This window comes from Tomitella biformata AHU 1821, from assembly GCF_000524475.1.
Classification (GTDB): domain Bacteria; phylum Actinomycetota; class Actinomycetes; order Mycobacteriales; family Mycobacteriaceae; genus Tomitella; species Tomitella biformata.
Map to the genome: position 1 here is coordinate 103,745 of NZ_BAVQ01000071.1, position 24,685 is coordinate 128,429.

24 protein-coding genes are annotated in these 24,685 nt (G+C 67.9%); 11 read left to right on the forward strand and 13 right to left on the reverse strand.

Annotated elements, in window-relative coordinates:
- Positions 1-4: 4 nt before the first annotated feature.
- Complete coding sequence (locus tag TBIF_RS17055) at positions 5-466, reverse strand: SRPBCC family protein (RefSeq protein ID WP_024795963.1); 462 nt, start codon at positions 464-466, stop codon at positions 5-7.
- 144 nt (positions 467-610) lie between these two features.
- Here TBIF_RS17055 and TBIF_RS17060 point away from each other — a divergent pair, with 144 nt between their 5' ends.
- Positions 611-1,282 (forward strand): rhomboid-like protein, encoded by a 672-nt coding sequence (locus TBIF_RS17060; RefSeq protein ID WP_024795964.1) that lies wholly within the window; start codon positions 611-613, stop codon positions 1,280-1,282.
- On the opposite strand, the gene TBIF_RS17065 is transcribed toward TBIF_RS17060, so the two are convergent.
- Positions 1,263-2,435 carry an acyl-CoA dehydrogenase family protein gene (locus TBIF_RS17065; protein ID WP_024795965.1) on the reverse strand — a complete coding sequence of 391 codons (1,173 nt, stop codon included), beginning with the start codon at positions 2,433-2,435 and terminating at the stop codon, positions 1,263-1,265. The two genes, TBIF_RS17060 and TBIF_RS17065, sit on opposite strands and share 20 nt — an antisense overlap.
- 91 nt (positions 2,436-2,526) lie before the next feature.
- Between TBIF_RS17065 and TBIF_RS17070 the strand changes: the two genes are divergently transcribed.
- Entirely contained in the window at positions 2,527-3,177 is a 651-nt protein-coding gene (locus TBIF_RS17070) for a TetR/AcrR family transcriptional regulator (RefSeq protein ID WP_024795966.1), read from the forward strand.
- An 11-nt stretch (positions 3,178-3,188) separates the two neighbouring features.
- On the opposite strand, the gene TBIF_RS17075 is transcribed toward TBIF_RS17070, so the two are convergent.
- The 6 genes from TBIF_RS17075 to TBIF_RS17100 all read right to left on the reverse strand — a co-directional run bounded on the left by TBIF_RS17075 (position 3,189) and on the right by TBIF_RS17100 (position 9,810).
- Complete coding sequence (locus TBIF_RS17075; protein WP_038171682.1) at positions 3,189-3,383, reverse strand: hypothetical protein; 195 nt, start codon at positions 3,381-3,383, stop codon at positions 3,189-3,191.
- Between the two features lie 128 nt (positions 3,384-3,511).
- Positions 3,512-5,332: a fatty acid--CoA ligase FadD11 gene (gene fadD11, locus TBIF_RS17080; RefSeq protein ID WP_024795968.1), complete on the reverse strand. Its 1,821-nt coding sequence runs from the start codon at positions 5,330-5,332 to the stop codon at positions 3,512-3,514.
- On the reverse strand, positions 5,329-6,321 hold the full coding sequence (locus TBIF_RS17085) for an SDR family oxidoreductase (RefSeq protein ID WP_372435166.1): 993 nt from the start codon (positions 6,319-6,321) through the stop codon (positions 5,329-5,331). The genes fadD11 and TBIF_RS17085 overlap by 4 nt, the downstream gene beginning before the upstream one ends.
- Complete coding sequence (locus TBIF_RS17090) at positions 6,276-7,337, reverse strand: PDR/VanB family oxidoreductase (protein WP_024795970.1); 1,062 nt, start codon at positions 7,335-7,337, stop codon at positions 6,276-6,278. Before TBIF_RS17090 ends, TBIF_RS17085 begins: the two co-directional genes overlap by 46 nt.
- 5 nt (positions 7,338-7,342) lie before the next feature.
- Positions 7,343-8,323 (reverse strand): metal-dependent hydrolase, encoded by a 981-nt coding sequence (locus TBIF_RS17095; protein ID WP_024795971.1) that lies wholly within the window; start codon positions 8,321-8,323, stop codon positions 7,343-7,345.
- On the reverse strand, positions 8,317-9,810 hold the full coding sequence (locus TBIF_RS17100) for a flavin-containing monooxygenase (RefSeq protein ID WP_038171685.1): 1,494 nt from the start codon (positions 9,808-9,810) through the stop codon (positions 8,317-8,319). Before TBIF_RS17100 ends, TBIF_RS17095 begins: the two co-directional genes overlap by 7 nt.
- A gap of 138 nt (positions 9,811-9,948) precedes the next feature.
- Between TBIF_RS17100 and TBIF_RS17105 the strand changes: the two genes are divergently transcribed.
- The gene (locus TBIF_RS17105) at positions 9,949-10,734 is read left to right on the forward strand and encodes an alpha/beta fold hydrolase (protein WP_024795973.1); all 786 of its coding nucleotides are present in this window, start codon (positions 9,949-9,951) and stop codon (positions 10,732-10,734) included.
- Between the two features lie 92 nt (positions 10,735-10,826).
- Here TBIF_RS17105 and TBIF_RS17110 read toward each other — a convergent pair whose 3' ends face one another.
- Genes TBIF_RS17110 through TBIF_RS17125 form a run of 4 tightly spaced genes read right to left on the reverse strand, consistent with a single transcriptional unit; the run spans position 10,827 to position 14,838 of the window.
- On the reverse strand, positions 10,827-12,038 hold the full coding sequence (locus tag TBIF_RS17110) for a bifunctional alpha/beta hydrolase/OsmC family protein (RefSeq protein ID WP_024795974.1): 1,212 nt from the start codon (positions 12,036-12,038) through the stop codon (positions 10,827-10,829).
- Entirely contained in the window at positions 12,031-12,690 is a 660-nt protein-coding gene (gene msrA, locus TBIF_RS17115) for a peptide-methionine (S)-S-oxide reductase MsrA (RefSeq protein ID WP_024795975.1), read from the reverse strand. The genes TBIF_RS17110 and msrA overlap by 8 nt, the downstream gene beginning before the upstream one ends.
- 55 nt (positions 12,691-12,745) lie before the next feature.
- Positions 12,746-13,660: a dihydrodipicolinate synthase family protein gene (locus TBIF_RS17120; RefSeq protein ID WP_038171687.1), complete on the reverse strand. Its 915-nt coding sequence runs from the start codon at positions 13,658-13,660 to the stop codon at positions 12,746-12,748.
- A gap of 14 nt (positions 13,661-13,674) precedes the next feature.
- A complete protein-coding gene (locus TBIF_RS17125; RefSeq protein WP_084611762.1) occupies positions 13,675-14,838 on the reverse strand; it encodes an acyltransferase family protein in 1,164 nt (387 codons plus the stop codon).
- A gap of 319 nt (positions 14,839-15,157) precedes the next feature.
- Here TBIF_RS17125 and TBIF_RS17130 point away from each other — a divergent pair, with 319 nt between their 5' ends.
- The 8 genes from TBIF_RS17130 to TBIF_RS17165 all read left to right on the forward strand — a co-directional run bounded on the left by TBIF_RS17130 (position 15,158) and on the right by TBIF_RS17165 (position 22,974).
- On the forward strand, positions 15,158-15,787 hold the full coding sequence (locus tag TBIF_RS17130) for a superoxide dismutase (RefSeq protein WP_024795978.1): 630 nt from the start codon (positions 15,158-15,160) through the stop codon (positions 15,785-15,787).
- Positions 15,788-15,861: 74 nt separating this feature from the next.
- Positions 15,862-16,026: a hypothetical protein gene (locus tag TBIF_RS25785; RefSeq protein ID WP_158506367.1), complete on the forward strand. Its 165-nt coding sequence runs from the start codon at positions 15,862-15,864 to the stop codon at positions 16,024-16,026.
- Positions 16,027-16,048: 22 nt separating this feature from the next.
- Positions 16,049-16,780 (forward strand): pirin family protein, encoded by a 732-nt coding sequence (locus TBIF_RS17140; RefSeq protein ID WP_024795979.1) that lies wholly within the window; start codon positions 16,049-16,051, stop codon positions 16,778-16,780.
- 85 nt (positions 16,781-16,865) lie between these two features.
- Positions 16,866-18,158: a Fic family protein gene (locus tag TBIF_RS17145; protein ID WP_024795980.1), complete on the forward strand. Its 1,293-nt coding sequence runs from the start codon at positions 16,866-16,868 to the stop codon at positions 18,156-18,158.
- A gap of 117 nt (positions 18,159-18,275) precedes the next feature.
- Positions 18,276-19,043, forward strand: coding sequence for an SDR family NAD(P)-dependent oxidoreductase (locus TBIF_RS17150; protein ID WP_024795981.1), 768 nt, complete (start codon positions 18,276-18,278; stop codon positions 19,041-19,043).
- Between the two features lie 164 nt (positions 19,044-19,207).
- Positions 19,208-20,683 carry a trimethylamine monooxygenase gene (locus TBIF_RS17155; RefSeq protein WP_024795982.1) on the forward strand — a complete coding sequence of 492 codons (1,476 nt, stop codon included), beginning with the start codon at positions 19,208-19,210 and terminating at the stop codon, positions 20,681-20,683.
- A 792-nt stretch (positions 20,684-21,475) separates the two neighbouring features.
- Positions 21,476-22,426 carry a hypothetical protein gene (locus TBIF_RS24600; RefSeq protein WP_148302308.1) on the forward strand — a complete coding sequence of 317 codons (951 nt, stop codon included), beginning with the start codon at positions 21,476-21,478 and terminating at the stop codon, positions 22,424-22,426.
- Positions 22,427-22,443: 17 nt separating this feature from the next.
- Entirely contained in the window at positions 22,444-22,974 is a 531-nt protein-coding gene (locus tag TBIF_RS17165; RefSeq protein ID WP_148302309.1) for a mycothiol transferase, read from the forward strand.
- A 31-nt stretch (positions 22,975-23,005) separates the two neighbouring features.
- Here the strand turns inward: TBIF_RS17165 and TBIF_RS17170 are convergent, their stop codons facing one another.
- Complete coding sequence (locus TBIF_RS17170) at positions 23,006-24,673, reverse strand: TM0106 family RecB-like putative nuclease (RefSeq protein ID WP_051461607.1); 1,668 nt, start codon at positions 24,671-24,673, stop codon at positions 23,006-23,008.
- Positions 24,674-24,685 lie beyond the last annotated feature (12 nt).

Below are 24,685 nucleotides of genomic sequence, written 5' to 3' on the forward strand. Positions count from 1 at the left end.
GAGATCAGTCTTGCGGGTTCGCCCGGTGGTGCTCTTCGATGGCCTTGCGCAGATTCTGCTCGGTCTGCCGGATCGCGATCTGAATGGCCGGCTCCACGATTTTGGCGAGCGCCTTACCGGCGAACCCGCCAGGGAACTCGTAGCCGAAATCCACGGAGAGCTCGGTCTTCTCGGCGTCGACGGCGCGGAACCGCCAGCTGGAGTTGTTTCTCATCCCCTCGTAGGACGTGAGGGTGATGACCTCGTCCTGCCCCCACTCCGTGCAGCGGATCTTGGACTTCATCGCCTTCGGCCCGAGCTGCATCACCACGTCGAACTCCGCACCGAGCCCGCTGTCCTGGGCCCCGATGGGCTCGAACTTGGTGACGCCGAACATCCAGTCGGGGACGTTGCGGTGATCGTCGACGAACGCGAACGCGACACTGACCGGCACCTGTGCGACGGCAGAGATCTGAATCAGGCCCATGCTCTTACCTCGTGTTCGATGCGGTTGATACCGGTGGTCAACTACACGCTGACGGTACGTCAATTAGTAGCCAGGCGCGTGTCACGGCGGCCAGCTCCACCAAGATCGCGGCGGCCGGGGCCGGCGCTCCACTAGCCTGAGGCGATGCCCCGGCCCGCCGCGCTGCCCCGCCTCGTGTGGGACTACCTGCGGCGCGCGCCCGGCACTTTCATCTGGCTGGCGATCCTGCTGGCGACGACCGTCTTCCTGCATCGCCTGCCATCGACGGTGGCGGAGCACGTCCTGGGCAACCGCTCGACAAACCTGCACCACCTGGCAGAGGACCCGTGGCGGGTGCTGATCAGTAGCGCCTTCTGGCTCGACGGTGGCGGCTGGCTCCTCTACCTGCTCATCTTCAACCTGATCCACGTGCCGGCCGAGCGGTGGCTGCGAACCTGGCGCTGGCTGTTCGTCTGCGTGTTCGTCCATGTGAGCGCCACCTACATCAGTGAGGGCGTCCTGTACTGGGCCATCAACCACGGGGAGGCGTCGGAGCAGTCGGAGTTCGCCCTTGACGTCGGCGTCAGCTACGCCCTCGTCGGCGTCGCCGCCGTGCTCGTCTACCGGATCGCCACGCCGTGGCGGTACTACTATCTGGCCGCGCTGACGACGCTGATGACGGTGCCGCTACTCGTTGACCTGAACTTCACTGCCATCGGGCATTTCGCGTCCTTATTCTTGGGCCTGGCCTGCTATCCGCTCACGCGCGGCCGTGGCGGGGTCTGGAACCCCGCCACGGCGATCCGCTCATGGCGGGTTAGAGGGTCCGGGAGATGAGGTCCTTCATGACCTCGTTGGAGCCAGCGTAGATGCGCTGGATCCGCGCGTCGGCATACATCTGGGCGATGGGGTACTCCAGGACGTAGCCGTATCCGCCGTGCAGCTGCACGCACCGGTCGATCACGGCGCACTGCTGGTCCGTCAGCCAGTACTTGGCCATGGCCGCGGTGGTCGCGTCGAGCTCCCCGTTCAGGTGCGAGGCGATGCAGTCGTCGATGAACGTGCGCCCGACGGCGGCCAGCGTGGCGCACTCGGCCAGCTCGAAGCGGGTGTTCTGCAAGTCGAACAGCGTCCCGCCGAACATGGTGCGGGACTTGGTGTACTCGACGGTGATCGCCACCGCGCGCTCCATGGCGGCGACGGCCGCGACGCCGCAGATCAACCGCTCGGTCCGCAGTTGCTCCATGAGCTGGATGAAGCCCCGGCCCTCCACCTCGCCGAGCAGGTTCGCGACCGGCACGCGGAGCCCGTCGAAGTTCAGCTCGGTCGTGTCCTGGCCCTTCTGTCCGACCTTGTCGAGGATGCGGCCGCGCTCGAAGCCGGGGGTGGCCCCGTCTTTCTGGCCCACTTCCGCCACGATCAGCGAGACGCCGCGCGCGCCCAGCGACGGGTCGGTCTTGGCGGCGATTATCACGACGTCGCAGTTGTGGCCGTTGGAGATGAAGGTCTTCGAGCCGCTGATCACGTACTCGTCGCCGTCGCGGATAGCCTTGGTCGCGATGTTCTGCAGGTCGGAGCCGGTGCCGGGCTCGGTCATGGCGATCGCGCCGACCCACTCGCCGCTGGCGAGCTTGGGCAGCCAGTCCAGCTTCTGCTCGTGGCTGGCGTACGCGTTGAGGTAGTGCGGCACGATGCCGGAGTGCACGCCCAGCTGCAGCGCGTGGTCCCCAGCCATGACCTGCTCGTGGAACAGGACCGCGTCGTGCGCGAAAGTGCCTCCGCCGCCGCCATATTCGGTGGGGATCGACATGCTCGCCAGACCCAGGTCGCCCAGCGCGCGATAGACGGATTTATCCGGGAAGCCCTGCTTCGCGTACTTCCCCTGGTTCGGCGTGACCTCCTTGGCGAAGAAGTGGCGCGCGAGGTCGGCCACCGCCGACAGCTCGTCGTCCATCCAGCGTGCGGTCCTAGCCGAGGTCTTGGGGGCCATCGCCTATCTCCATCTCATCTTCGTTGGCAGATTGAAAGTAATTGGCGGGACTAGCTGATTCGGTGTCACCGATCGGTGACAGGATGGGGCCATGCCCGCACCCCGCACCCGCCGCCAGCCTGGGCGCTGGGTCGGCCAGGAACCGGAGGACCGCCGCGCCGCCCGCCGCGCGATGCTCCTGGAGGCCGGCCTCCAGCTGATGGGCACGGAGGGCGCCGCCGCCGCCACCATGCGCGCCACCTGCCGCCAGGCCGGGCTGACCGAGCGGTACTTCTACGAGAGCTTCGAGACCCGTGACGACCTCGTGGTGGCGGTGCTCGACGCCGTCGTGCTCGGCGCCCGCGACACCCTCTTGGGCGCGTTGGCGGATGGGCCCGAGGACCCGGAACTGCTGGTCCGACACGTCATCAAGGCCTTCACCAGCTATGTCGCGAGGGATCGGCGTCGTGGCCGGATCATGTTCGTCGAGGCCCAGTCCGTGCCGGAGTTGCAGGACCGTGGCAAAGAGCTCATCGAGCTTTTCACCGCCCCCCTGGGCCCCGTGCTGGCCGTCCTCAGCGGGGCGGAGGAAGAACCCGACGCCGTCACGGTGCAGTTCAACTCCATCGCGATCTTCGGCGCGCTCGCCTTCCTCTACCAGGACTGGCTGACCGGCTCGGCCCGCATCTCGCAGCGCCGCATCGTGGAGCACGTCTCCCAGATCATTGAGGCCTTCGCGAGGGTCGACAGCACGCCGATCTAGAGTTCTGAGCTCTAGACCAGGCCCCGCCGGATCCGCTGTGCCGTATACGCGGCCACGCCCATCCCCGTCGCCAGGATCAGCGCCAGGCCCGCGTACTGCCAGACCCCGATGAACAGGGCGAAGACGCCGGCGGCCCACAGGAACACGGCCCCAATGACGCCGAGCACGACGGCCAACCTCAAAACGCCCGCCGCCACCCGCCTCATCGCCAACCTCTCCCTCAATGCCACCGAGCACCCCGGCCCAAGGCACCGAGGCTACCGGCCGAGTCTGTTGATTCACTGAGGGAATCACCTGGCCGTATGCGGCGATCTCACGTCGCTCTAGTCCGCAGTCAGGCGTCGGCAGGCTCAAGGGCACTCGGCTCGAGAACCCCGCCCACGACGTCGGGGCCGAACATCTCCTCGATCTCGGCCGCGTACTTCTCGGCGATCGGCTTCCGACGCAGCTTCATCGTCAGCGTCAGCTCGTCGCCGCCCGGCTCCCAGAAGATGGGCAGGATGCGGAAGCGCTTGAGCTGCTCGGGCCTCGAGAGCCCCGCGTTGCCGGCCGCGATGGCCGCCTGGACCTGCGCGATGATGCCGGCGTCCGCGGCGAGCACCGCGGCGTCGTGCGCCAGGCCGCTCTGCGCGGAATAAGCGGCCCCCGCGTCACTGTTGAGCGACACCAGCGCGGCGTTGAAGCGGCGGCCGTCGCCGATGGTGGCGACCTCGCCGATGAGCGCGGACTCCGCCTTCATCGCATTCTCGATGGCGGAGGGGGACATGTTCTTGCCCGCGGCGTTGATGATCAGCTCCTTCTTGCGGTCCACCACCCGCACGTAGCCGTCCGCGTCGATCGTCACGACGTCGCCGCTGTGCAGCCAGCCGTCGGCGTCGATAGTCTCCGCGGTCTGCTCGGGCGCGCCGCGGTAGCCGCGCATCACCAGCGGGCCGCGGACCAACAGTTCGCCGTCGGCGGCAACCTTGAACTCCATGCCGGGCACGGGCTTTCCGACGGTGCCCAGCTTGGCGGGCGGCACCTGCGCGGCCGAGGCGATGCAGGTGAGCTCGGACATGCCCCAGATCTCGGAGATGTTCAGGCCCAGCGCCGCGAAGAACGTCAGTGTCTCGATCGGGATGGGCGCGGCGCCGGAGATGGCCCACTTCAGCTCGCCGAAGCCCAGCTTGGCACGCAGCGCGGCGAGCACCATGCCGTCCGCCTTGGCGAACTCCTCCTCGAGCTCGGCGGGCACAGCCTGCTCGGCGCGCAGCAGCGCAAAACGCTTGGCGGCCACGCCCATCGCCCACTGCAGAGCCTGCTTGCGGGCCGGCTCCGGCTCGCCCTCAATCGCCATCTCCACGGCGTACTTGAGCTTCTCCCACACGCGCGGCACGGAGCCCCAGATGGTCGGCTTGCAGTCGGCGAGACCCGCGGCGATCAGGCTCGGATCGGCGACCACGGTGACCTGCACGCCGTACACGATCTGGAAGTACAGGCAGGTCAGGCGGTCCGCGATGTGCGCGGACGGCATGTAGGAGGTGATGCGGTCCCCGAACTCGACGGGCAGGACCTGGCCGACGGCGTCCGTCTCGAATAGCAGCGCCCGGTGGGTGGTCTCGACGCCCTTGGGGTTGCCGGTGGTCCCAGAGGTGTAGATCAGGGTCGCGATGTCGTCCGCCTCGACGGCGCGCCAACTGGCCTCGAAGTCGAAATCAGCCTGGCCCAGCGTCTTCAGCTCGGCCAGGGCGATCGTGCCTGCCGGAGCCTCGGACGGCTCCACATCAACCACGACGATCTTGTCGAGCGCCAGCCCGGCCTCCTGAATCCGGGTGACGTACTGCGCCTCACAGACCACGACCTTCGCGCCGGCATTGCCCAGCACGTACGCGATAGCGCTGGGGGCCAAGGAGTTATAGATCGAGAACGACGTCGCGCCGGCGTGCAGCGCGCCGACGTCCACGGGGTAGAAGTCGATGCGGTTGGTCATCATCAGCGCGACGGTGTCCCCGCGGCGCACGCCCAACGCGCTCAGACCGGCGGCGATCTGGCGGACCTGCTCGCCGTACTCGCGCCAGGTCAGCGACTGCGCGGCGCCGACGGTGCGCACAGCGGTCGCGTCGGGGTCGATGGCGGCGACGCGTTGGAAAGCCTCGCACAGGGTTGTATCAGTCATCGGTTCACTCGCTTGTCGGGTTGTGGTTGAGATGCGGGCCGCGCTGTCCTGCTGCGGCTTTCGAGGTCGCGGATCAGGTGGTGCAACTTCGCGTCGGCGGCGAGGACGCCGTCGGCGAGCACGTTGACGAAGCCGCGGCCCAGGGCCCAGGGCTCCCACGCTGCGGGTGCCATGACGCGGCCGGCGCGGCGTTCGATAGCCCGGCCGATGACCTCGGCAGCCTTGTCCGCGGACATGCGACGGCTGAGCACACCCGGCAGCCGGGCGTCGAGAGCGCGGCCGAACTGGTCGTCGTCGAGGGTCGCCGAGGCCAGCGCGGTATCGACCATGCCGAAGTACACGACCCCGGCGGTGGCTCCGTTCGCGGCGACCTCGAGGCGCAGCGCGCGGCCCAACTGCTCCACGGCGGCCTTGCTGATCATGTACGGCGCGCCGCCAGGGCCCGGGGTGAACGCCGCCCCGGAGGAGATGACGACCAGGTGGCCCGCGCGCGCGATCACCTCGTCGACGGTGGCGTGCACGGTGTTGAATGTGCCTGTGATGTTGATGTCCATGACGCGGTCGAAGTCCGCCGGGTCGATGGTGCGCAGCGTCGCAGGGGAGGGCGTGACGCCGGCGTTCGCGATGACGACGTCGATGCCGCCGACGCGCCGGACGATCTCGGCCACCGCGTCGGCCATCGCGGCGCGGTCGCGGATGTCCGCGGTCACGGTGACCACGCGGTCCCCGCCCAGAGCCGAGTCGGCGGCCTTGAGCCCGGACGCGCTGACGTCGATCAGAGCGACCGTCGCGCCCTGGCGGTGCAGCCGGCGCGCGAGTGCCAGGCCGATACCGTCCGCACCGCCGGTGATGAGCACGACCTTGCCGGCCACATCCAGGCGCCTGCCGCCGGGGATCGGCAACCCCAGATCACGCAGGATGCCTGCGGCCGATTGGAAACCCATCACAGGTCCACAACTAGTGGACCGCCAGCGGAACGGGAGACGCAGGTCAGCATGGTCTCCGCGCGCTCGCCAGGGGTGAGCAGCCTGTCCCGGTGGTCGACCTTGCCGCCGCACACCCGCACCCGACAGGTGCCGCAGAAGCCCTGCTGGCAGGAGTACGCGACGCCCGGCACCTCGCGGCGGATCGCGGCGAGCGCCGTCTCGTCGGCCGCCACCTGCACCGTGATCCCGCTGGCCGCCAGCCGCACCTCGAAGGCCTTGCCGCCCACGACCGGCAGCGCGGAGAAGCGCTCGGTGTGCAGGGAGCCCGACGGGTTGATCTCGCGCATGAGCCCGCGCGCAGTGGCCATCAGCGGGGTGGGCCCGCACATATAGATGGCCGAGCCCTGGGCCGCGGTCGGAATGATGTGGGTGACGTCGGGCAGCCCGAACTCATCGTCGGGCCGGATCTCGACCTGCCCGCTGGGGTACTGCGCCAGCTCGTCGAGGAATGGCATGGTCTCGCGGGAACGCCCGAGGTACACCAACTTCCACGGGATCCCGCGCTCATGGCACTGCCGGACCATCGGCAGGATCGGCGTGATGCCGATGCCGCCCGCGATGAAGAGGTAGCTCTCCGCGGCGATCAGCGGGAACGCGTTGCGGGGGCCGACCACGTCGATCGTCCTGCCCGCCGTCAGCTCATGCATCTCGCGGGAGCCGCCCAGTCCGTCGGCGATGCGGCGCACCGCGATGCGATACCGCGTGCGGTCGGCCGGGTCCCCGCACAGCGAGTACTGACGCTGCTTGCCGGAGGGCAGCAGGATGTCCAGGTGCGCACCCGGGATCCACGACGGCAGCTGGCCGCCGTCGGGGTCCACCAGCTCGAGGCTGATGACGTCGGGGCCCTGCGCCGTGACCGACTCGATCGTCAGGGCCATCTCAAAACCACTGTTGCGCACCGGTTTCGGCCGCGAGAGCAGAGGCGCGAGTCGGCTCTTGACGAACACGGACTGGTAGGCCGTGATACCGGCGGAGATCAGCTTGAGGGTGGCCGTGGGGCTGGCGTTCTCGGTCGTCATCATCGTTATGCCTCGGCCTTCTCCGCAGCGGGAACGTTCTCGCCGTTCACCGCCGGGGACTGCGCCAGGTAGCGCACGGCCTTGTCGATATCGCCCAGCTGCGACGGGTGGAAGCGCGGGTCCAGGTAGCGCGGGATCTCGCGGACCCAGAACCACAGGCTCGGCGCGAGGCCGCGGTTGATCGTGGAGGCCAGCTGCAGCGGCCAGAACCGGCCCTTGTCCTCGGACGGGTCGTTGCGGAACAGGTAGGACTCGGAGGCGAAGAAGATGCCGAGCAGCGCGGCGGTCGCGATGAACGCGGTGCGGACGCGGCGGGCATAGCTGCCGTCGACGTACATGTACGCGTCGAACGCGACGTTGCGGTGCTCCACCTCCTCGGCCCCATGCCAGCGCACCAGGTCCAGCATCATCGGGTCCATGCCGGCGGCCTCGAGAGTCTCCGACTCCAGCAGCCACTCGCCGATGACGGCGGTGAAGTGCTCGAGCGCGGCGAACAGTCCCAGCCGCTCGCACAGCCACTCGTGCCGCGCGCGGCCGGTGAGCCCGCGGTCGGTGAGGATGTTGTCCACGGCCCACTCGAGCTTCTGGGCCATGGGCTCGACGTCCAGGCCCAGTTCGGCGAGCCGCTCGCGGGCGCCCCGGTGGGACGACGCGTGCGTGGCCTCTTGGCCGACGAAGCCGACGACCTCCTCGTGCAGGCGCTTGTCCTCGATCAGCGACAGCGCCTCGGCGAGGGTGTTCGACATCGCGCGCTCGCCCTCGGGGAGCACCAGGTGCATAAAGTCGATGACGTGCGTCGCCATCGGCTCGCCCGGGATGTAGTGCAGCGGGACGTTGCTCCAGTCGAAGTGCACATCGCGCGCGTGGATCGCGTGCTCCTGGTCGGTGTAGCGGTGGTCAGGGTGGCGTCGGGATCCCTTGGGGTCGATCCGCGGGTTGCGGCCGATGGCCTTGATGCGTGGGAGGGGGTTAAGTTGTTTCAGCATGATGATGTCCTCACAGCCGAATCGAGTGTCTCGGTCAGGTAGTCGCGCGCATCGAACTTGTGCGTGCGGTTGCGGTAGGCGAATGTGAATCCGGGGTAGAACGTGAAGTTCCGGCCCGCGTCGTTGAGGTAGTAGCTGCTGCAGCCGCCGGAGTTCCAGACGGAGCCCTGCAGGCCCCGGTCCACCTCCGCCACGAACGCGTCTTGGACCTCCGGGCGCACGTCGACGCTGGCCAGGCCCAGCTTGTCCATCTCCTTGAGGCAGCTGACGATGTAGTCAATCTGCGCCTCGAGCGTCACCACGGCCGAGGTGTAACTCGACGAGTTCGGCCCCAGCAGCTGGAAGTGGTTGGGGAAGCCGGCGACGGTGATGCCGAGGTACGCCTTCGCGTCGCCCTGCCACACCTGCGCCATCGAGCGCCCGTCGCGGCCGTGGATGAGCCCGAAGCCCGGGTGGTCGGTGAGGTTGAAGCCGGTGCTCATCACGATCGCGTCGAGCGTGTGCAGCGTGCCGTCGGCGGTGCGGACGCCCTCGGGGCAGATCCGGTCGATCCCCTCGGTGACCAGGTCCACGTTGGGCTGGGCCAGCGCCGGGTAGTAGCGATTGGAGAACGTGGGCCGCTTGCAGCCGAAGGTGTAGCCGGGGGTCAGTTGCGCGCGCATAGTGCCATCGCGCACCTGCCGGAACAGATGGCCGCGGCCGAGCGCCTCGAGGCCCTTGAGCAGCGCGGGCCGGTAGACCATGCCGGAGACCATGAGCTCTTGCACCAGGTCCACGCCCTGCCTGGCCAGCCACTGCAGGCCGGGGACGGCGGTGAAGACCTTGCCGGGCAGGCCGGTCAGCGGCTGGTCGGGGTGCGGGAGGATCCAGGTGGCCGTGCGCTGGAAGACGGTCAGGTGCGCCACGGTGGGCTGGATCTGCGGGACGATCTGCACCGCGGACGCGCCGGTCCCGATGACGGCGACGCGCTTGCCGGCCAAGTCGTAGTCGTGGTTCCAGTCGGCGGTGTGGAAGACCTCGCCGGTGAAACTATCCAGGCCCGGCAGCCGAGGCACCGACGGCGCGCTGAACGGGCCGATGGCGCCCACGAGGAGCTGCGCGTCGTACACGCCGTCGGAGGTGGTGACGCGCCACAGCTGCTCGGCCTCCTGCCAGCTCGCGTCGAGAACCTCGACGCCCAGGCGCAGGTTCTCCGTGACGCCGAACGCGTCGGCGCAGTCCGCGAGGTACTTTTGCAGCTCGCCCTGCAGCGGGTAGAGCCGCGACCACTCCGAGTTGGGGGCGAAGGAGAACGAGTAGAGCACCGCGGGGATGTCGCACTGCGCGCCCGGATAGGTGTTGGCCTGCCAGGTGCCGCCGACCTCGGTGGCGCGCTCCAGCACCACGAAATCATCGATCCCGGCGCGCTTGAGCTGGATCGCGGTGCCCAAGCCGCCGAAGCCCGCACCGATGATCGCCACGCGGTGACACCTGACTGTCTCAACCATCTGCCGACTCCTCATCGCTTCACGAAGATTTCATGCAACCGTATTTCTGACATCAGCTGATGTCAATAGTTGGCCGAAAACTTGGCGCAACTCCAGCGCTTCCCGCGCTGTCAGGGGTTCGGCTTGTACGGTTCGGGAATGGAGATCAATCGCAGGGGACCCGCCGGCGCGCCGGCCATCGTGCTGCTCCACGGCATCGGCAGCCGCTGGCAGGTGTTCGAGCCGATCCTCGACCGCCTCGCTGGCGCCCACGACGTCGTCGCCGTCGACCTACCCGGCTTCGGCCTCTCCCCCGCCGAGCCCGGCCTCGACCTCACCGTCGACGGTTATGCGACGCGGGTGGCGCAGCTGATCACGGAATTGGGCCTCGAGCGTCCCCACGTCGTCGGCAATTCCATGGGCGGCGGCATCGCCCTGGAGCTCGGCCGTCGGGGCGTCGCCGGGCAGGTCACAGCGTTCTCGCCCGTCGGCTTCTGGACTCCCCTCGAGCGCCGCTGGGCCCAAGGCGTCATCACCGCGATGCGCGCGATCTCCACCGTCGCCCGCCCCCTCGTGGACCTGGCCAGCCGCACCCGCGTGGGCCGCATCGCGCTGTTCTCCCTGTTCTTCGGCAAGCCGTGGCTCATTGAGCCGGAGGACGCCCTGCTCGCCGTCGACGGGCTGATCCGGGCCACCGCCTTCCCTCAGGCACGCGCCGGGTTCAACGCCTACGATCTCCGCGCCGCCCCCCGCCCCGCCGACGGCCTCGCCCGGATCCCGGTCACCATCGCGTGGGGCAGCCGCGACGCGATCCTGCCCGCCCGCCGCCAGAGCGCCGCTGCCCGCAAGCTGCTGCCAGGCGCCCGCCACGTCCCGCTCCCCGGCTGCGGGCACCTGCCGTTCTCGGACAACCCGGCCCTATGCGCTTCGACGGTGCTGGGCTGACTCAACACCCGTGCCCACAGAAACGTACGCGCGCTCACGCAGACATCGCGCACGTTTTTTCTGCGTGCGTGTGCGTAAGTTCCGGCGAGTGGCTAGCTCTCGGCGGTATGGATCGTGATCTCCGCCTCGAGGGTGCGGTGCACCGGGCACTTGTCCGCGATCCGCAGCAGCGCCGCGCGCTCGTCCGCCGTCAGATCTCCGGTCATGGTGATCTCGCGGTCGATGCGGGTGATGTGGCCGTCGACGCTCTCGCAGTCCTCGCAGTCCCGTGCGTGGATCCGCTTGTGCCGCAGCGATACCGACACGTCCTCGAGCCTCAGGCCCTTGCGATCGGCGTACATCCGCATGGTCATCGCGGTGCAGCCGCCGAGCGAGGCCAGCAGCAGGTCGTAGGGGTTGGGGCCGCTGTCGATCGCCCCGGGCACGTTCACCGGCTCGTCGAGCAGCCAGGAATGCTGGCCCGCGCGGGCGGTGTGGCCGAATTTGCCGCGGCCGTTCGACTCCACGACGACCAGCCCCGGGTCCAGCGACTCGACGGCTCCGGCGTCCAGGTAAGGCTCCGCCCACGCCGCGATCAGGTCCGCCACCCGCGTCGCTGCGCCGTCGCGGAGCAGCAGGTGGTCAGCCCCGTCGAGCGAGATCAGCGATTTCGGCTGGCGGGCGGCCGCATACAGCCGCTCGGCGTCGACGAAGGCCACCTGGTTGTCCTCCGGCGCGTGCAGCAGGAGCAGGGGCCGGGCTAGCTCGGCCACGCGCTCGGCGATCGAGTGCTCGGCGAGGTCCTCGACGAAGCTCTGCCGCACCAAGATCGGCCGCCCGGCCAGCGTCACGACCGCCTCGCCCTCGCGGGCCATGACCTCGGCCTGCGCCCCGAACAGCTCCCGCACCGGCGCGAGCTCGGCTGGCGCGGCGATGGTCGCCACGGCGCGGAGTTCCGGGATGAACTCGGCCGCCGCCAGCACGGCCGCGCCCCCAAGGGAGTGCCCGATCAGCAGCGACGGCGCGTGCCCCCGCTCCCGCAAATAGTCCGCGGCCAGCACCAGGTCCTCGATGTTGGAGCTGAAGGTCGTGTCCGCGAACTCGCCCTCGGACTCCCCGAGCCCCGTGAAATCGATGCGCAGCACCGCGATGCCCGCCGTGGCCAGGCCGCCGGCGATCCGGGCGGCGGCGATAGTGTCCTTGCTGCAGGTGAAGCAGTGCGCGAGCAGCGCAATCGCGCGCGGCGGATCGGCGGGCCAGTCGATGATCCCCGCGAGCCGCGCGTCGGTCGAGCCGGTGATCGTTATCCGCTCACGGCTAGCCACATTTCACGCCGGTCGAGTGGATGGGGCAGTATCCGTTGGGGTTTTTTGCCAGGTACTGCTGGTGCACCGGCTCCGCGTAGTAGAACCCACCAGGTGACAGGGGCGCGATCTCCGTGGTGATCGCCCCGTAGCCCTGCTCGGCGAGCGCCGTCGCGAACGTCTCGGCGCTCTCCGCCGCGAGCCGCGCCTGCTCCTCGCCGATCGTCAGGATCATCGAGCGGTACTGGGTGCCGCGGTCGTTGCCCTGGCGCATGCCCTGCGTCGGATCGTGGTTCTCCCAGAAGTGCCGCAGCAGGTCGCGGTAGCTGATCTTGGCGGGGTCGAACACCACCTGCACCACCTCGGCGTGCCCGGTCTGCCCGCCACACACCTCCTCGTAGGTGGGGTTCGGCGTGTACCCGCCCGCATAGCCCGACGCCGTCACATAGACGCCATCCTGCTCCCAGTACTCGCGCTCGACGCCCCAGAAGCAGCCGAGGCCCAGCACCGCGGTCTCCAGGCCCTCGGGGAACGGCGGCTGCATGGGCGTGCCCAGCACATGATGGGTCTCAGGGACGGGCATCGAGGCCTCCCGCCCCGGCAGCGCCGCGGACTTGTCCACCAGATTCACGGGACGATTGACCATCGATGAGAGCTCTTCCAACCACGACATGCCCCGACTCTACGCGGCGGGCGCCGCTCTGCGGAGCGGTCGCGCCGGCCGCGGGCTACGCGCGGAAGTGGAGGTCGGCGCAGACCCGTTGAACTCGCGCGCGCTGGCTCTGGTCCAGGCCTTGGATCGGCAGCGGCAGCGACCCCTCGGACACCAGACCGAGGTGTTCGGCGATCGCCGCGATCACTCTGATGCTGCCGCCAAAATCGGTGTACAGCTCCCATAGCGGACTCAGTCGGTCAGACTCGGCTGTCGCCGCCGCGTCGCGTCCGGCCAGCGCCGCGCGGGTGAGGTCCAGGGCGGGCTGCGGCAAGGTTCCGCCGAGCACCGAGTACCAGGCGTCGCAACCCGCAATCAGCCCGTTGGCCGCCGCCGCGTCTCCGGAGACTCCGATGGTGACGTGCTCGGGGAGCACCGCGCGGATCTCGCTGACTCTGGCACGGGCCAGTCCGGGATCGGCCGGCACACCGGGGATCTTGATCGAGGTGATGCCGGGCAATTCCGCGATGCGCCCGTAAAGGTCCACCGTGAACGCGAAGTGGGTGGTGCCGGGGTTGTCGTAGACGATGACGGGAAGCGACGAGTGCTCGGTGACAGCCCGAAACAACTCGAAGACATCGTTGTCGGTCAACGGCTGGTAGGTCATCGCGGACAGCAGGACTCCCGATGCGCCCGCCTTCTCCGCGTTAGCGGCGTTGGCGAGCACGTGGGCGGTCCGGAGCGCCCCGATGCCGACGAACACGGGCAGGCCGCGGGCATGCTCGACTGCCAGTTGGGCAACTCGGAAGCGCTCGTCGGCACTGAGGTAGGCATAGGAACCGGTCGAGCCGAGCGCGGTGATGGAGTCCACCCGCGCGTCCGCGAGCCGGCCGATAAGTCGCGCGAACGCCGCCTCGTCCACGCTGTCATCGACTAGCGGGGTGAGGGGAAAGGCACTGAGCCCGGTCACTGGCGCGGATCCTGTGGACATGGCGGGCTCCTTCGTCAAAGGGTCGGCGTAGCCGCCGTCTTCGCCTCGGCGGCCTTCTTCTCCCCGATATTCTTGGTCCTGCGCCCGATCCACCGGCCGGCGGGCTGCTCGATCCAGCGGTAGAACGCCTCCACCAAGACGAACAGCACGAGCAGGAAGGCGAGCACCGCACCCGTCGTGCCCAGGTACGGCTCGGTGAAGTTGAAGATGGAGTACAGCATCAACGTGTGCAGAAGGTAGATGCCGAAGCTGCGGCTGGAGAGCCAGTGCACCGGGCCCCAATCGTTGAGCCGGCCCCGATACTTGCCCACCACCATCACCAGCCCGGTGACAACGACCATCGTCCACAGGTACCGCGTGCCCGCCCAGTAGACGCCCAACTCGGTGGCCATCTGCACGGTCAGCACCTGCATCACGGTCGCGACGACGATCCACACCCAGCCCGACGCGCGCACCCCCGCCAGGTAGATGATCTGGCCCATGAACAGCGCGGGCAGGGTCGCGGCGAGCTTGCTCAGCATCGGCACCGCGTACTCGAATGGAACCCAGTGGTTGTAGGCGAGGATCCCCATGCTGACCAGCGCGCCGGCGATCGGCATGAGGATCGGCCAGCGTCGCAGCAGCCCCTGCATGCTCATGACCAGCAGGAAGAACAGGATTTGCACCAGCAGGGTCCATGTGACGCCGAGGACCTCCACCGGCTGTGGCTTGAGGAAGAAGCCGCCAAGCACGAAGCTCAGCGCCGCCTCCCCGTTCGAGATCTCGGTCTGGCCGCTGAAGGTGCCCATGAAGCCGGCCTTGATCAGCACCACGGCAATGGCGGTCGCGACCCAGGCTCCGGGCAGCAGCCGGCCGATGCGATTCGCGAGGAATTTGCCCTTGTGTTGGCGTATCGCAGAGCCCGTGAGCAGCAGCCCGGTGAGCATCATGAAGATCGCGACGCCGAAGAAGGACAGGTAGAGGTTCAGCCCACCGCTGTAGACCAGGGTCTCCTCGACGACGTCCATCAACCACCAGTTGATGTCCAGGGTGTCTTTGAAAAAGAAGGCGATGTGCGTGTAGATCACAGCGATGGCGGCGATGGCACGCAGGGAGTTCGCTCCGAACAGCTCCACCCGACGACCGTCAGCTTTGTGCGCCACCAAGGCGAACGGCTGTGTCGTCGGAGTTGCTGTCATTTCGAGGCGGAATCCATTTCTTCAGGGTCGATTCCGTCGCACACACGTCACTCCGCGCGGAGATCAGCGCCTTACCCTACCCGTTACCCGCACCGGGCACGAGCCGATATTCTGCGAAAACCCCAGGCCCGACGGCCGAAAGCACGCGGACCTGCGCCAACACCGCTGCTAGCGGCCGGGTGGAATTCGGCACAGTCTGACCGTATTGCACAAATGATCGGAATACACAAAGGTGGTGAGCGGACAAACTATCGCTTATGAGGGCGGCTTGGTCAAGACCGCACGGTCTGGATGAGCCGTTCACAATGGAAGGATGACCGTGGCTGATTACACGCTTCCGGAACTGCCCTACGCGTACGACGCGCTGGCACCCCACATCTCGGCGGAGATCATGGAGCTGCACCACAGCAAGCACCATGCCGCCTACGTCGCCGGTGCCAACGCCGCCCTGGCCGCAATGGCCGAGGCCCGCGAGGACGGCACCATCGGCACGAAGGCCCTCGTGCTCTCGCGCAACCTCTCGTTCCACCTGGGTGGCCACACCAACCACTCCATCTTCTGGAACAACATGTCCCCGGACGGCGGCGACAAGCCCGAGGGCGAGCTGCTCGCGGCGATCACCGACACGTTCGGCTCGTTCGACAAGTTCCAGGCGCACTTCACCGGCACCGCGATGACCATCCAGGGCTCCGGCTGGGCCGTTCTCGCCTGGGACCAGATCGGCCAGCAGCTGATCATCGAGCAGATGGAAGACCAGAGCAACGGCATCTCCGTCGGCATCATCCCCATCGTGATGCTGGACATGTGGGAGCACGCCTTCTACCTGCAGTACAAGAACGTCAAGGGCGATTACGTCAAGAACTGGTGGAACATCGTCAACTGGGCCGACGCGTCCGCACGCTTCGAGCGCGCGCGCACCCAGACCGCCGGGCTCATCCTCCCCGCGTAGTACGCAGCCAGGAAACACCGACGCCGTCCCCGCCAGCATTCTGGCCGGGGCGGCGTTCGCCTATCCTGGCCACCATGACTGAGCACATCGAATGGCCCGCCGGCGAAGAGCCCGCCGAGGAGACCTCCGCGGACCAGGCCGCACGCGATCGCGCCCAAGCCCGCACCCGCGTCGTCGCGGCCGTCTCGTTGGTCGCGATCGTCCTCGTGGCCGCGCCCATCCTGGTCTGGATCCTGTAACCGCCCGGGCAGGAGGTATCCCATGACCGTGCACGTCATCCGCTCCGAGGACCGGTCCCGCTGGCGGGTCGATTGGCTCGACTCGCGACAGTCCTTCCCGGTCACCGGCAACTTCGACCTCGCCGCGCATGCGCACGGGCTGTTGATGGTGCACAACCAGGACACCGTCGGGCCCGGCGAGGGCTTCGACACCCACCGGCACCGCGACGTCGAGATCATCACCTGGGTGCTCGAAGGCTCCGTCCTCCACCAGGATTCCGCCGGCAACTCCGGCCTCATCTACCCCGGCCTGGCGCAGCGGATGAGCGCGGGCACCGGCATCCTGCACTCGGAGAAGAACGGCTCCACCAGCTATTCCGGCGACCGCGTCGAGGTGGTGCAGATGTGGATCCCGCCCGATACCGCTGGCATCACGCCCAACTACCAGGAGCTCGATGTCGCGGCCGCCCTCTCGACCGGCGAGCTGGTCCCCGTCGCGTCGGGCATGCGCCGGCACCTGCCCGACGCGGCCATCGGGATCCGGAACCGCTTCGCGACGCTGCACGCGGCCCGCCTCGCACCCGGCCAGAAGGTCACGGTGCCCGACGCGCCATTCGGCCATGTCTTCCTCGCCCGCGGGACGGCCACAATGGAGGGCGCCGGGCCGCTCGAGGCGGGGGACGCCGTCCGGCTCACCGCCGACGGCGGCCAGCGGCTCACCGCCCTAGAGCCCGCGGAGGTGCTGATCTGGGAGATGCACGCGGAGTTCGAGTAGGACGCGCAACCCTTAATAGACCACCTCGCCATTAAGGGTTGATACCCTAAACCTTGATGAGCGCATCGAGTACTAAGGGTTAAGCATGGCGGAACTGTTAGAGGCGTACTGGGAGCCCGACCTGTCCTCCGGACTCGTCGCCAAGCATCGCCGCGGCGGCCGCTACCGCACCTACATCCCCGACTCAATCGTGGACCGCCCGCTGACCGTCCCCCCGGTCCTCTCGCAACAGGCAGCACAGGCCGAACGCGCAATCCGCAACCTCAGCTCCGGCCCCGGAGCCTCAGGACTCGCGACGATCAGCCGCTTCCTGCTGCGTTCCGAGGCCATCGCCAGTTCGATGATCGAGGGCATCGCGCCCTCACCGCAGCAGGTGGCATTGGCCGAACTCTCTCAGGACGAGACCATCCTCGGGTTCAGCGACCAGGCACGGCTGGTGGCCAACAACATCACCATCCTGCGCCGAGCCTCGCAAGAACTCGTGGATGCCGACGCTGTCACTCCGGAGGACATCGTCGAGTTGCACGCGGCGCTACTACCGGACGAACGCCACCACGGGCTGCGGCAGGTGCAGAACTGGATCGGCGGTTCCAACTGGAATCCGCTGGAGGCCGAATTCGTGCCACCGCCCGCCGATCTCGTCCCCCCACTGGTGGCCGATCTCGCCTCCTACCTCAATGGCTCAACGCACGGGGCCCTGCTCCAGGCGGGCATTATGCATGCCCAGTTCGAGACCATTCATCCATTCACCGATGGCAACGGCCGGGTCGGCCGCGCACTCATCCACACCGTGTTAGCCCGCCGGGGCCTCGCCCCAGGCGCGATTCTGCCGGTCAGCCTCGTCCTGTCGACGCTCAGCGAGCGGTACGTCGACGGGCTCACCGAGTACCGCTACGTCGGCGACCCCCTCGCAACCACCTCGACTCGCGGCGTCAACGCCTGGCTCGCCACCTTCATCGACGCCACCGCCATCGCCGCGGAGCAAGCCGCGAAATTGGCCGCAGACATCGCCGAGTTGCACGATTCGTGGGACACGAGGCTCGGCATGCACCGCATCAGCCAGGGACTGAGGGAGGAGCCCCGAGCGGGGTCCGCGGTGTCCAAGATCCTGCGGATCCTGCCCGAGGCCCCCGTGATGACGACCAGCACGGCTCAGCGGATGCTGAAAATCTCCTTCCCGCCGGCTCGTGCTGCGCTTGAGGAGTTGGCGGACGCCGGAATTTTGTCCAGGAGGAGCGTCGACCGAGGAACCACCGGCTACCTGGCCCGGGACGTATTGAACCTGATCGGCCTCGCTGAACGACGGCTCGCGAGCACGCGGTTCGACACCAGGCTCTCGGCCCCCGGACCCCAAGCCCCGGCTCGCCCCTCCGACTGAACCAAATCCCCACGGTGGCGGCCCTATTCCTGAGAGAATTGGGAGTACTGCGCTCGGAGCCCAGACACCCTGGCCGCCTCAGTCCTCTCACGCGGCCGCTACGACAGGAGAGCCATCGTGGAAATCGCAGGATCTGCCGCCCTCGTCACCGGAGGCGCGTCCGGCCTCGGCGCCGCAACCGCCAAGCTTCTCGCGGACAAGGGTGCCACCGTCTTTGGCATCGACCTCCAGACCTCGATCGACCGGGCGGGCGGCCAGGGCCCCGCCGGCGTCACGCTCATCCCCGCCGATGTGACCAGCGCCGAGGAGGTGCAATCGGCCGTCGACCAGGTGGTCGCCTCGGGCGCCCCGCTGCGGATCGTCGTCAACTGCGCGGGTGTCGGCTGGGCCGGGCGCATCCTCTCCAAGCACGGCCCCCATGATCTAGAGCTGTTCCGCACAGTCATCACCGTCAACCTGCTGGGCACGTTCAACGTGATGCGCTTGGCCGCCGACGCGATCGCCAAGACCGACACCTCCGACGAGTCCGGCCAGCGCGGCGTGGTCATCAACACCGCGTCGGTGGCCGCGTTCGAGGGCCAGATCGGCCAGATTGCCTATTCCGCGTCCAAAGGCGGGGTGCACGGCATGACCGTGCCCGCCGCGCGGGACCTCGGCCAGTTCGGGATCCGCGTTAATACGATCGCCCCCGGGATCGTCGACACTCCCATGCTCGCAGGTGTCACCGACGAGTTCCGGGAGAGCCTCTCGGCGGGGGTGCCGTTCCCGCGGCGCCTCGCCCGACCCGACGAGTATGCGCAGCTCGTGGGGATGATCATCGAGCATGACTACCTCAACGGCGAGACCATCCGGATGGACGGCGCGCTACGGATGGCCCCAAGATAGCGAGGGCCCCGGCCTCCAGAACCCCAACAAGCAGTGTGGCCCGTCCTTTAATTAAAGGACGGGCCAAACTATTTATCAGGCAATCCCACCATTATACACGAAGAGCGAAACATTCGTATTTATGCTAAACATGTGGAGTTGCCAATTGTAAAAGGAGATACCCGTTGACGCCAAAGATCGCGATTTTAGGAGCAGGTCCCAGTGGTCTCGCACAGCTGCGAGCCTTCGAGTCGGCTCGGCAAGCCGGACTGGGGCCAATTCCGGAAATCGTCTGCTACGAGAAGCAGGCAGATCTCGGTGGAATGTGGAATTACACCTGGCGCACCGGTATCGATGAGAACGGCGAGCCCGTCCACGGCAGCATGTACCGGTACCTGTGGTCGAACGGCCCCAAGGAGTGCCTCGAGTTCGCGGACTACTCCTTCGAAGAGCACTTCGGCCAGCCGATCCCCTCGTACCCGCCCCGCGCGGTATTGCAGGACTACATCATGGGCCGCGTCGAGAAGAGCCACGCCCGCAAGCACATCAAGTTCAACCACGCTGTCCACCAGGTCGAGTACTCGGAGCAGACCGAGAAGTTCACCGTCACGGTCATGAACCACACCGCGGACCGGGTCGAGACCGACGAGTTCGACCACGTCATCGTCGCCACCGGCCACTTCTCCACCCCCAACGTGCCGCACTTCAAGGGGATCGACCACTTCCCCGGCCGCGTCCTGCACGCCCACGACTTCCGCGACGCCCGCGAGTTCACCGACAAGCGCGTCCTCCTCGTCGGCAGCTCGTACTCCGCCGAGGACATCGGCAGCCAGTGCTATAAGTACGGTGCCGCCCGCGTGCTGATCAGCTACCGCTCCGGGCCCACCGGCTACACCTGGCCGGACCGCTTCAACGAGGTCCCGCTGCTGCAGCGCCTCGAGGGCAATACCGCGCACTTCGCCGACGGCACCAGCGAGGACGTCGACGCGATCGTGCTGTGCACCGGCTATAAGCACTACTTCCCGTTCCTGCCGGACGAGCTCCGGCTGCGCACCAGCAACCGCCTGTACCCGCGCGGGATGTACAAGGGCATCGTCTCCGAGCACAACCCCAAGCTCATGTTCCTGGGGATGCAAGACCAGTACTTCACGTTCAACATGTTCGACGCGCAGGCCTGGTACGCCCGTGACGTCATCATGGGCGCCATCACTCTGCCCGACGCGGACGCGCAGGCCGCCGACATCAACCACTGGTCCGAGCGCGAGATCGCACTGGCCAGCACCGACGATGAGATCGAGTTCCAGGCCGCGTACATCCGCGACCTCGTCGACGCGACGGACTACCCCGAGTTCCACGTGGAGGCGCAGGGCGAGCTGTTCAAGGAATGGCTGATCGACAAGCGCGACGACATCATGGGCTACCGCAACCGCAGCTACCGCTCTACGCTGACCGGCTCCATCGCCCCGCCGCTGCACGAGGACTGGCTCAGCATCCTGGACGACAGCGCCGAGTACTTCCTGGCCAACAACCTGCCGCGTTCACGCAAGCAGGACAAGCGCCTGCTCTCGCGCGGCGCCAAGCTGGCCGTGAATGCCGTGGTCCCGCCCGTGCGCGGCCGCGTCGCCGCCACCGCGGAGAGGCCCCCGCGCGCGGCCCGCTAGTTTCACATTAAATCAATGCCCTGCCCCGGCCGCGATGGCCGGGGCAGGGCATTTTCTATAGCACCGCCGGAACTGCCAAAGCTGCTGTACCCTCTGTCACAGCGAAGCAGCAGGGCCGTCAGGGGGACGGCCGCATCCGGGGGGAAGCTATGGCGGGGCCTGACCATTCATTTGCGCACGACATCGACCTGGAAGCGCCCACCTGGCAGATCCCCGCGACCGCCATATATCCGTCATGGTTGGCCATCCGAATCCACTGCCGCAGGCTCCTGACCTGCGCGCACTCGAGGAATCGCCCCCCAGCGCGCCGAGCTGCCCTCCCCAAATACTTTTCGACAGTTAAAGCCTTGGAGAATTGACATGAGCGGACCAATCGACAGCCAGTCCCTCCTCACGCCCTTGGGAAACTGGGGAGAAATAGATCCCCTCCCAGACGCATTAGGCGTAGCACCCACCATTTCCGGGCTCCCCCATAACGGCTTTATCGTGACCGATGTGGAAAACTTCGAGGCAATGGCGGACACAGAGATGAAGGCTCGCGTCACGTCCTTCACCCCCGCCATGGCCAGCGAATTCTCTATCGCATGGCAGCAATTCAGCAAATCCATTTGCACTGCCACTGAGGCCTTGCACGCTGACATTAATTCAGCCGATAACAGCGAATTTGAAGGGCAGCTTCCGGACAAAGTTCGCGATAAAAGCAAGTCCTTCATCGACAACTCCGATAAGTTCTCGACTCTAACTTCGACCCCATCCGGAAAGCTCGACGGATTTGGCATCACACTGACCGAAGTGCAGGGCACCTTCGCTTTCCTATCGTCACTCGATAGCGGGGTGTTCCGCAAGACCATTTTCGACCGTGACTTCTCAAAGCCAAATCCCCAAGCGATCGCCCTGATGGAGACGAAGTACTCCCCAGCCGTCCTCGACGCCGGCAAAGGCCTGCCGACATTGCCGGGTCCGATCACCTTCGAGCCAAGCAGAGGTGCTGGCGGCGGACCAGGATCCGCGGCCGGGGGCGGCGGGTACCCCTCCGGGACTGACGCGGGCTCCCCGCAGGGCCTGGCGACAGGCTCCGACGCCGGGACGTCGGACGGTGCCGCCACTGGCGGCGCAGACGGTGACCAACTTGCCGATCCCGCCAACCCAGATGCCGACGGCGGCACCGATCCGGCAGGCGGCGGCCCCGTGGACGGACGGTCCGCGAATGATGCCGCGATCAGTCAGGCCGGACTCTCGCCCAGCACCGACGGCGCACAGACTGCGGGCGCTAGCGGCCAGTCCGGCCGCGGCGGGGCCGTCGGCGGGCCTGGCGGCACAGGGGCCGGCGCGGTCCCGATGGCCGGCCCGATGGGCGGCGGGTCTACCGGCGGGTCCACCGGCCGATCTGCTGCTGGGTCGTCGGGCGGGCGTGGGATCAGCGGGGGCGGCGGCATCGGTGGCAGGTCCTCGGGTAGTCCCGCGCTCGGATCCCTCGGCGGCAGTCCAGCGGCGCCGGGCAAAGGCGGACTGCCCCGCGGCGCCGGTATGGGCGCCGCCGGGGAAGGCGGCACGAACAACACGATGGCCGGGCGCCGTGGCATGGGCGGCGGCATGATGGGCGGTGGCGGCCGCGGCGGCGGCCAGGAGGACGAGGCGTACAGCCCGGCGGAGTTCCTGACCACCATCGACAACGGCGACAAACTGATCGGCCCGCTCCCCCGCGTGGTCCATCCTGTCATCGGCGCGTGGGACGACCGTTAGCGGAGTAGCGTCGAGGCATGAGTGAAATCCGCATCAACTCCCAGGTCCAGGCACTATTGGTTGATTCATTCAATCGGATCCGGAAGCAGGTGGTGGATCTGACGACGGGCCTGACGCTCGATGTCGCCGAGTACCGGCCGGACGCGGATGCGAACAGCATCGCCTGGCTCCTCTGGCACCTGTCCCGCATCCAGGACGATCACCTGGCCGGTGCCGCCGGCATCCGCCAGGTGTGGTCGGAGGAGGGCTGGCATCGGCGGTTCGGGTTGCCCTTCGACGTGTTCGCCACCGGCTACGGGCAGTCCAGCCATGAGGTGGGCCTGGTCCGCGTGAGCGGCGAGCAGTTGGACGGCTATCACGCGGATGTGCACGACGCGACGATGCGCTATCTGGCGCGGGTCGATGATGAGGAACTGGCCCGCGTCGTCGACGACTCCTGGGATCCGCCGGTGACCGCCGCGGTTCGCCTGGTCAGCGTCATCGGCGACTGCAATCAGCATCTCGGCCAGGCCGCTTATATCCGTGGGCTCGTCCAGCGGCGCGGCTGACACAGCATCCTGGCCCGCACACTCCTGGCCCTCACACGGAGCCGGGGCCGAACTGCCTCTCGCGCAGGTCCGCGACCGAGAGCACGGCGCCGGTGGCGACCTCGCTCATCCACTCGCGGAGGATCTTGGTGGCCCGCACATCGTCCTCGTTGTATTCCAGCAACCGGGCGCGCTGCGTGTCGTCGACGGGCCCGTCGTAGCCCACGGCCGCGCGGTACCAGGTCATGGACGCCTCGCCGCTGGCCTCCGCGTCGCGCCAGTCGAATCCGGCATAGCGGGCCAGGACCTTCAGGCCTTTGCCATGGGGGCTGACGAAGTGCTCGCCGACATACTGGAAGACGTCCACCCAGTGCTCGGACTCGATGAAGTCCTGAACCTCGCGCAGGGGCGGGATCCCGGGCCGGCCCTCGAAGCGCCGTGCTGAGCCCAGCAGCCACTTGTTCTCCGCGTTCTGCGAGTAGCAGTAGGCGGCGAAGGTCCTTCCGCGCCCGACGGTGTCCTCGAGCATGCGCATGAGCCAGGTCCAGAACTCGGCGAACGAGCGCGCCTCGTCCTCGGTGGGCAGCGGGTCCCAGGTGACGAACGGCCGATAACCCGCGTCGACGCCGTCGGACGTGGTGAAGGTGCCCCACAGGTACGCGCCGAACTCCTGGTAGCTCTCCATGTCGACGTCCACCTCGACGTCCGCCCGCGGCACGGCGACCTCGTCGTGGCGGCGCACCAGCAGCACGTCCGCCAGCCAGGCCTGGGCCCCGATGATGGCGTCGGCGAAGCCGTTGCCCCGCCACTCCTCGGGCTCGGGCCCGTCCCACGCGGCAAGCTGGTCGATGGTGCCGATGCCCATCTCGCGCAGCCGCACCGCCTGCTCGCCGCGGACCACGAGGCTGACGTCCCGCATCTCGCGCAACACCTCGGAGCAGCCGCGGACCGGGCCGAGGTCCGCCCACCACGGGCAGGTGGAGCACTCGGAGATGCGGGCCGGCACGGTCTCGATGAGACCCTGGGCCACGCCTTGGCGATCAGCCCAGCGGCCGTCGTAGCTGGCGAGGATGCCGTTCTCCCCGCCGAGCTCGTAGGTGAGCATGCAGTCCGCATCGTAGCCGATTGTACCGCCTACCTGCGCAGGGGTGGCCATGCCGAGGTTCTCGAGCATCCGGGTCAGGTGGGCCAGGCGCACCTGGTCGCGGGCTTGGCTGCGGACCTTGCGGCGCTCGTCCACGGCCGGGGCCCACTTGTCGACGGTGGAGGTGACGGCGCCACTACCGGGATCGGTGACCTTGTGGTTGACCACGAGCACCGGGATGTACCCGCCGTTCTCGGCGTCTCGGATGAGCAGCTCGGCGTGGCCACGTCGGCCCGTGTCCGCCTGCGTGACGAAGGCGGCCTGCCAGATCCGGTCCACGCCGTCGAGCATGGCGTCCTCGGTGATCTCCCGGCGCGAGCGGTGTCGGGGGCCATCGCGCTCGGGCCGCGACGCGTCCACCCAGCTGCCCGGGTGCTGGCGGCGCAGCGTCTCCCCGATCTGCGCGCGATGCTCGCGGGCCGCGTCCTGGCGCTGCTTCACCCCGGTGGCCAATTCGGGCATCGGGAGGTCGACCGGCGCGGTGGATTGCTTGAAGATGCGATGTCGGCAGCGGGTCAACTCCGCTGCGCCCAGCACGACGGGACGGGTCGGCGGGGCAGCGGAGGGGGTGGTCACGAAGCATCAGCC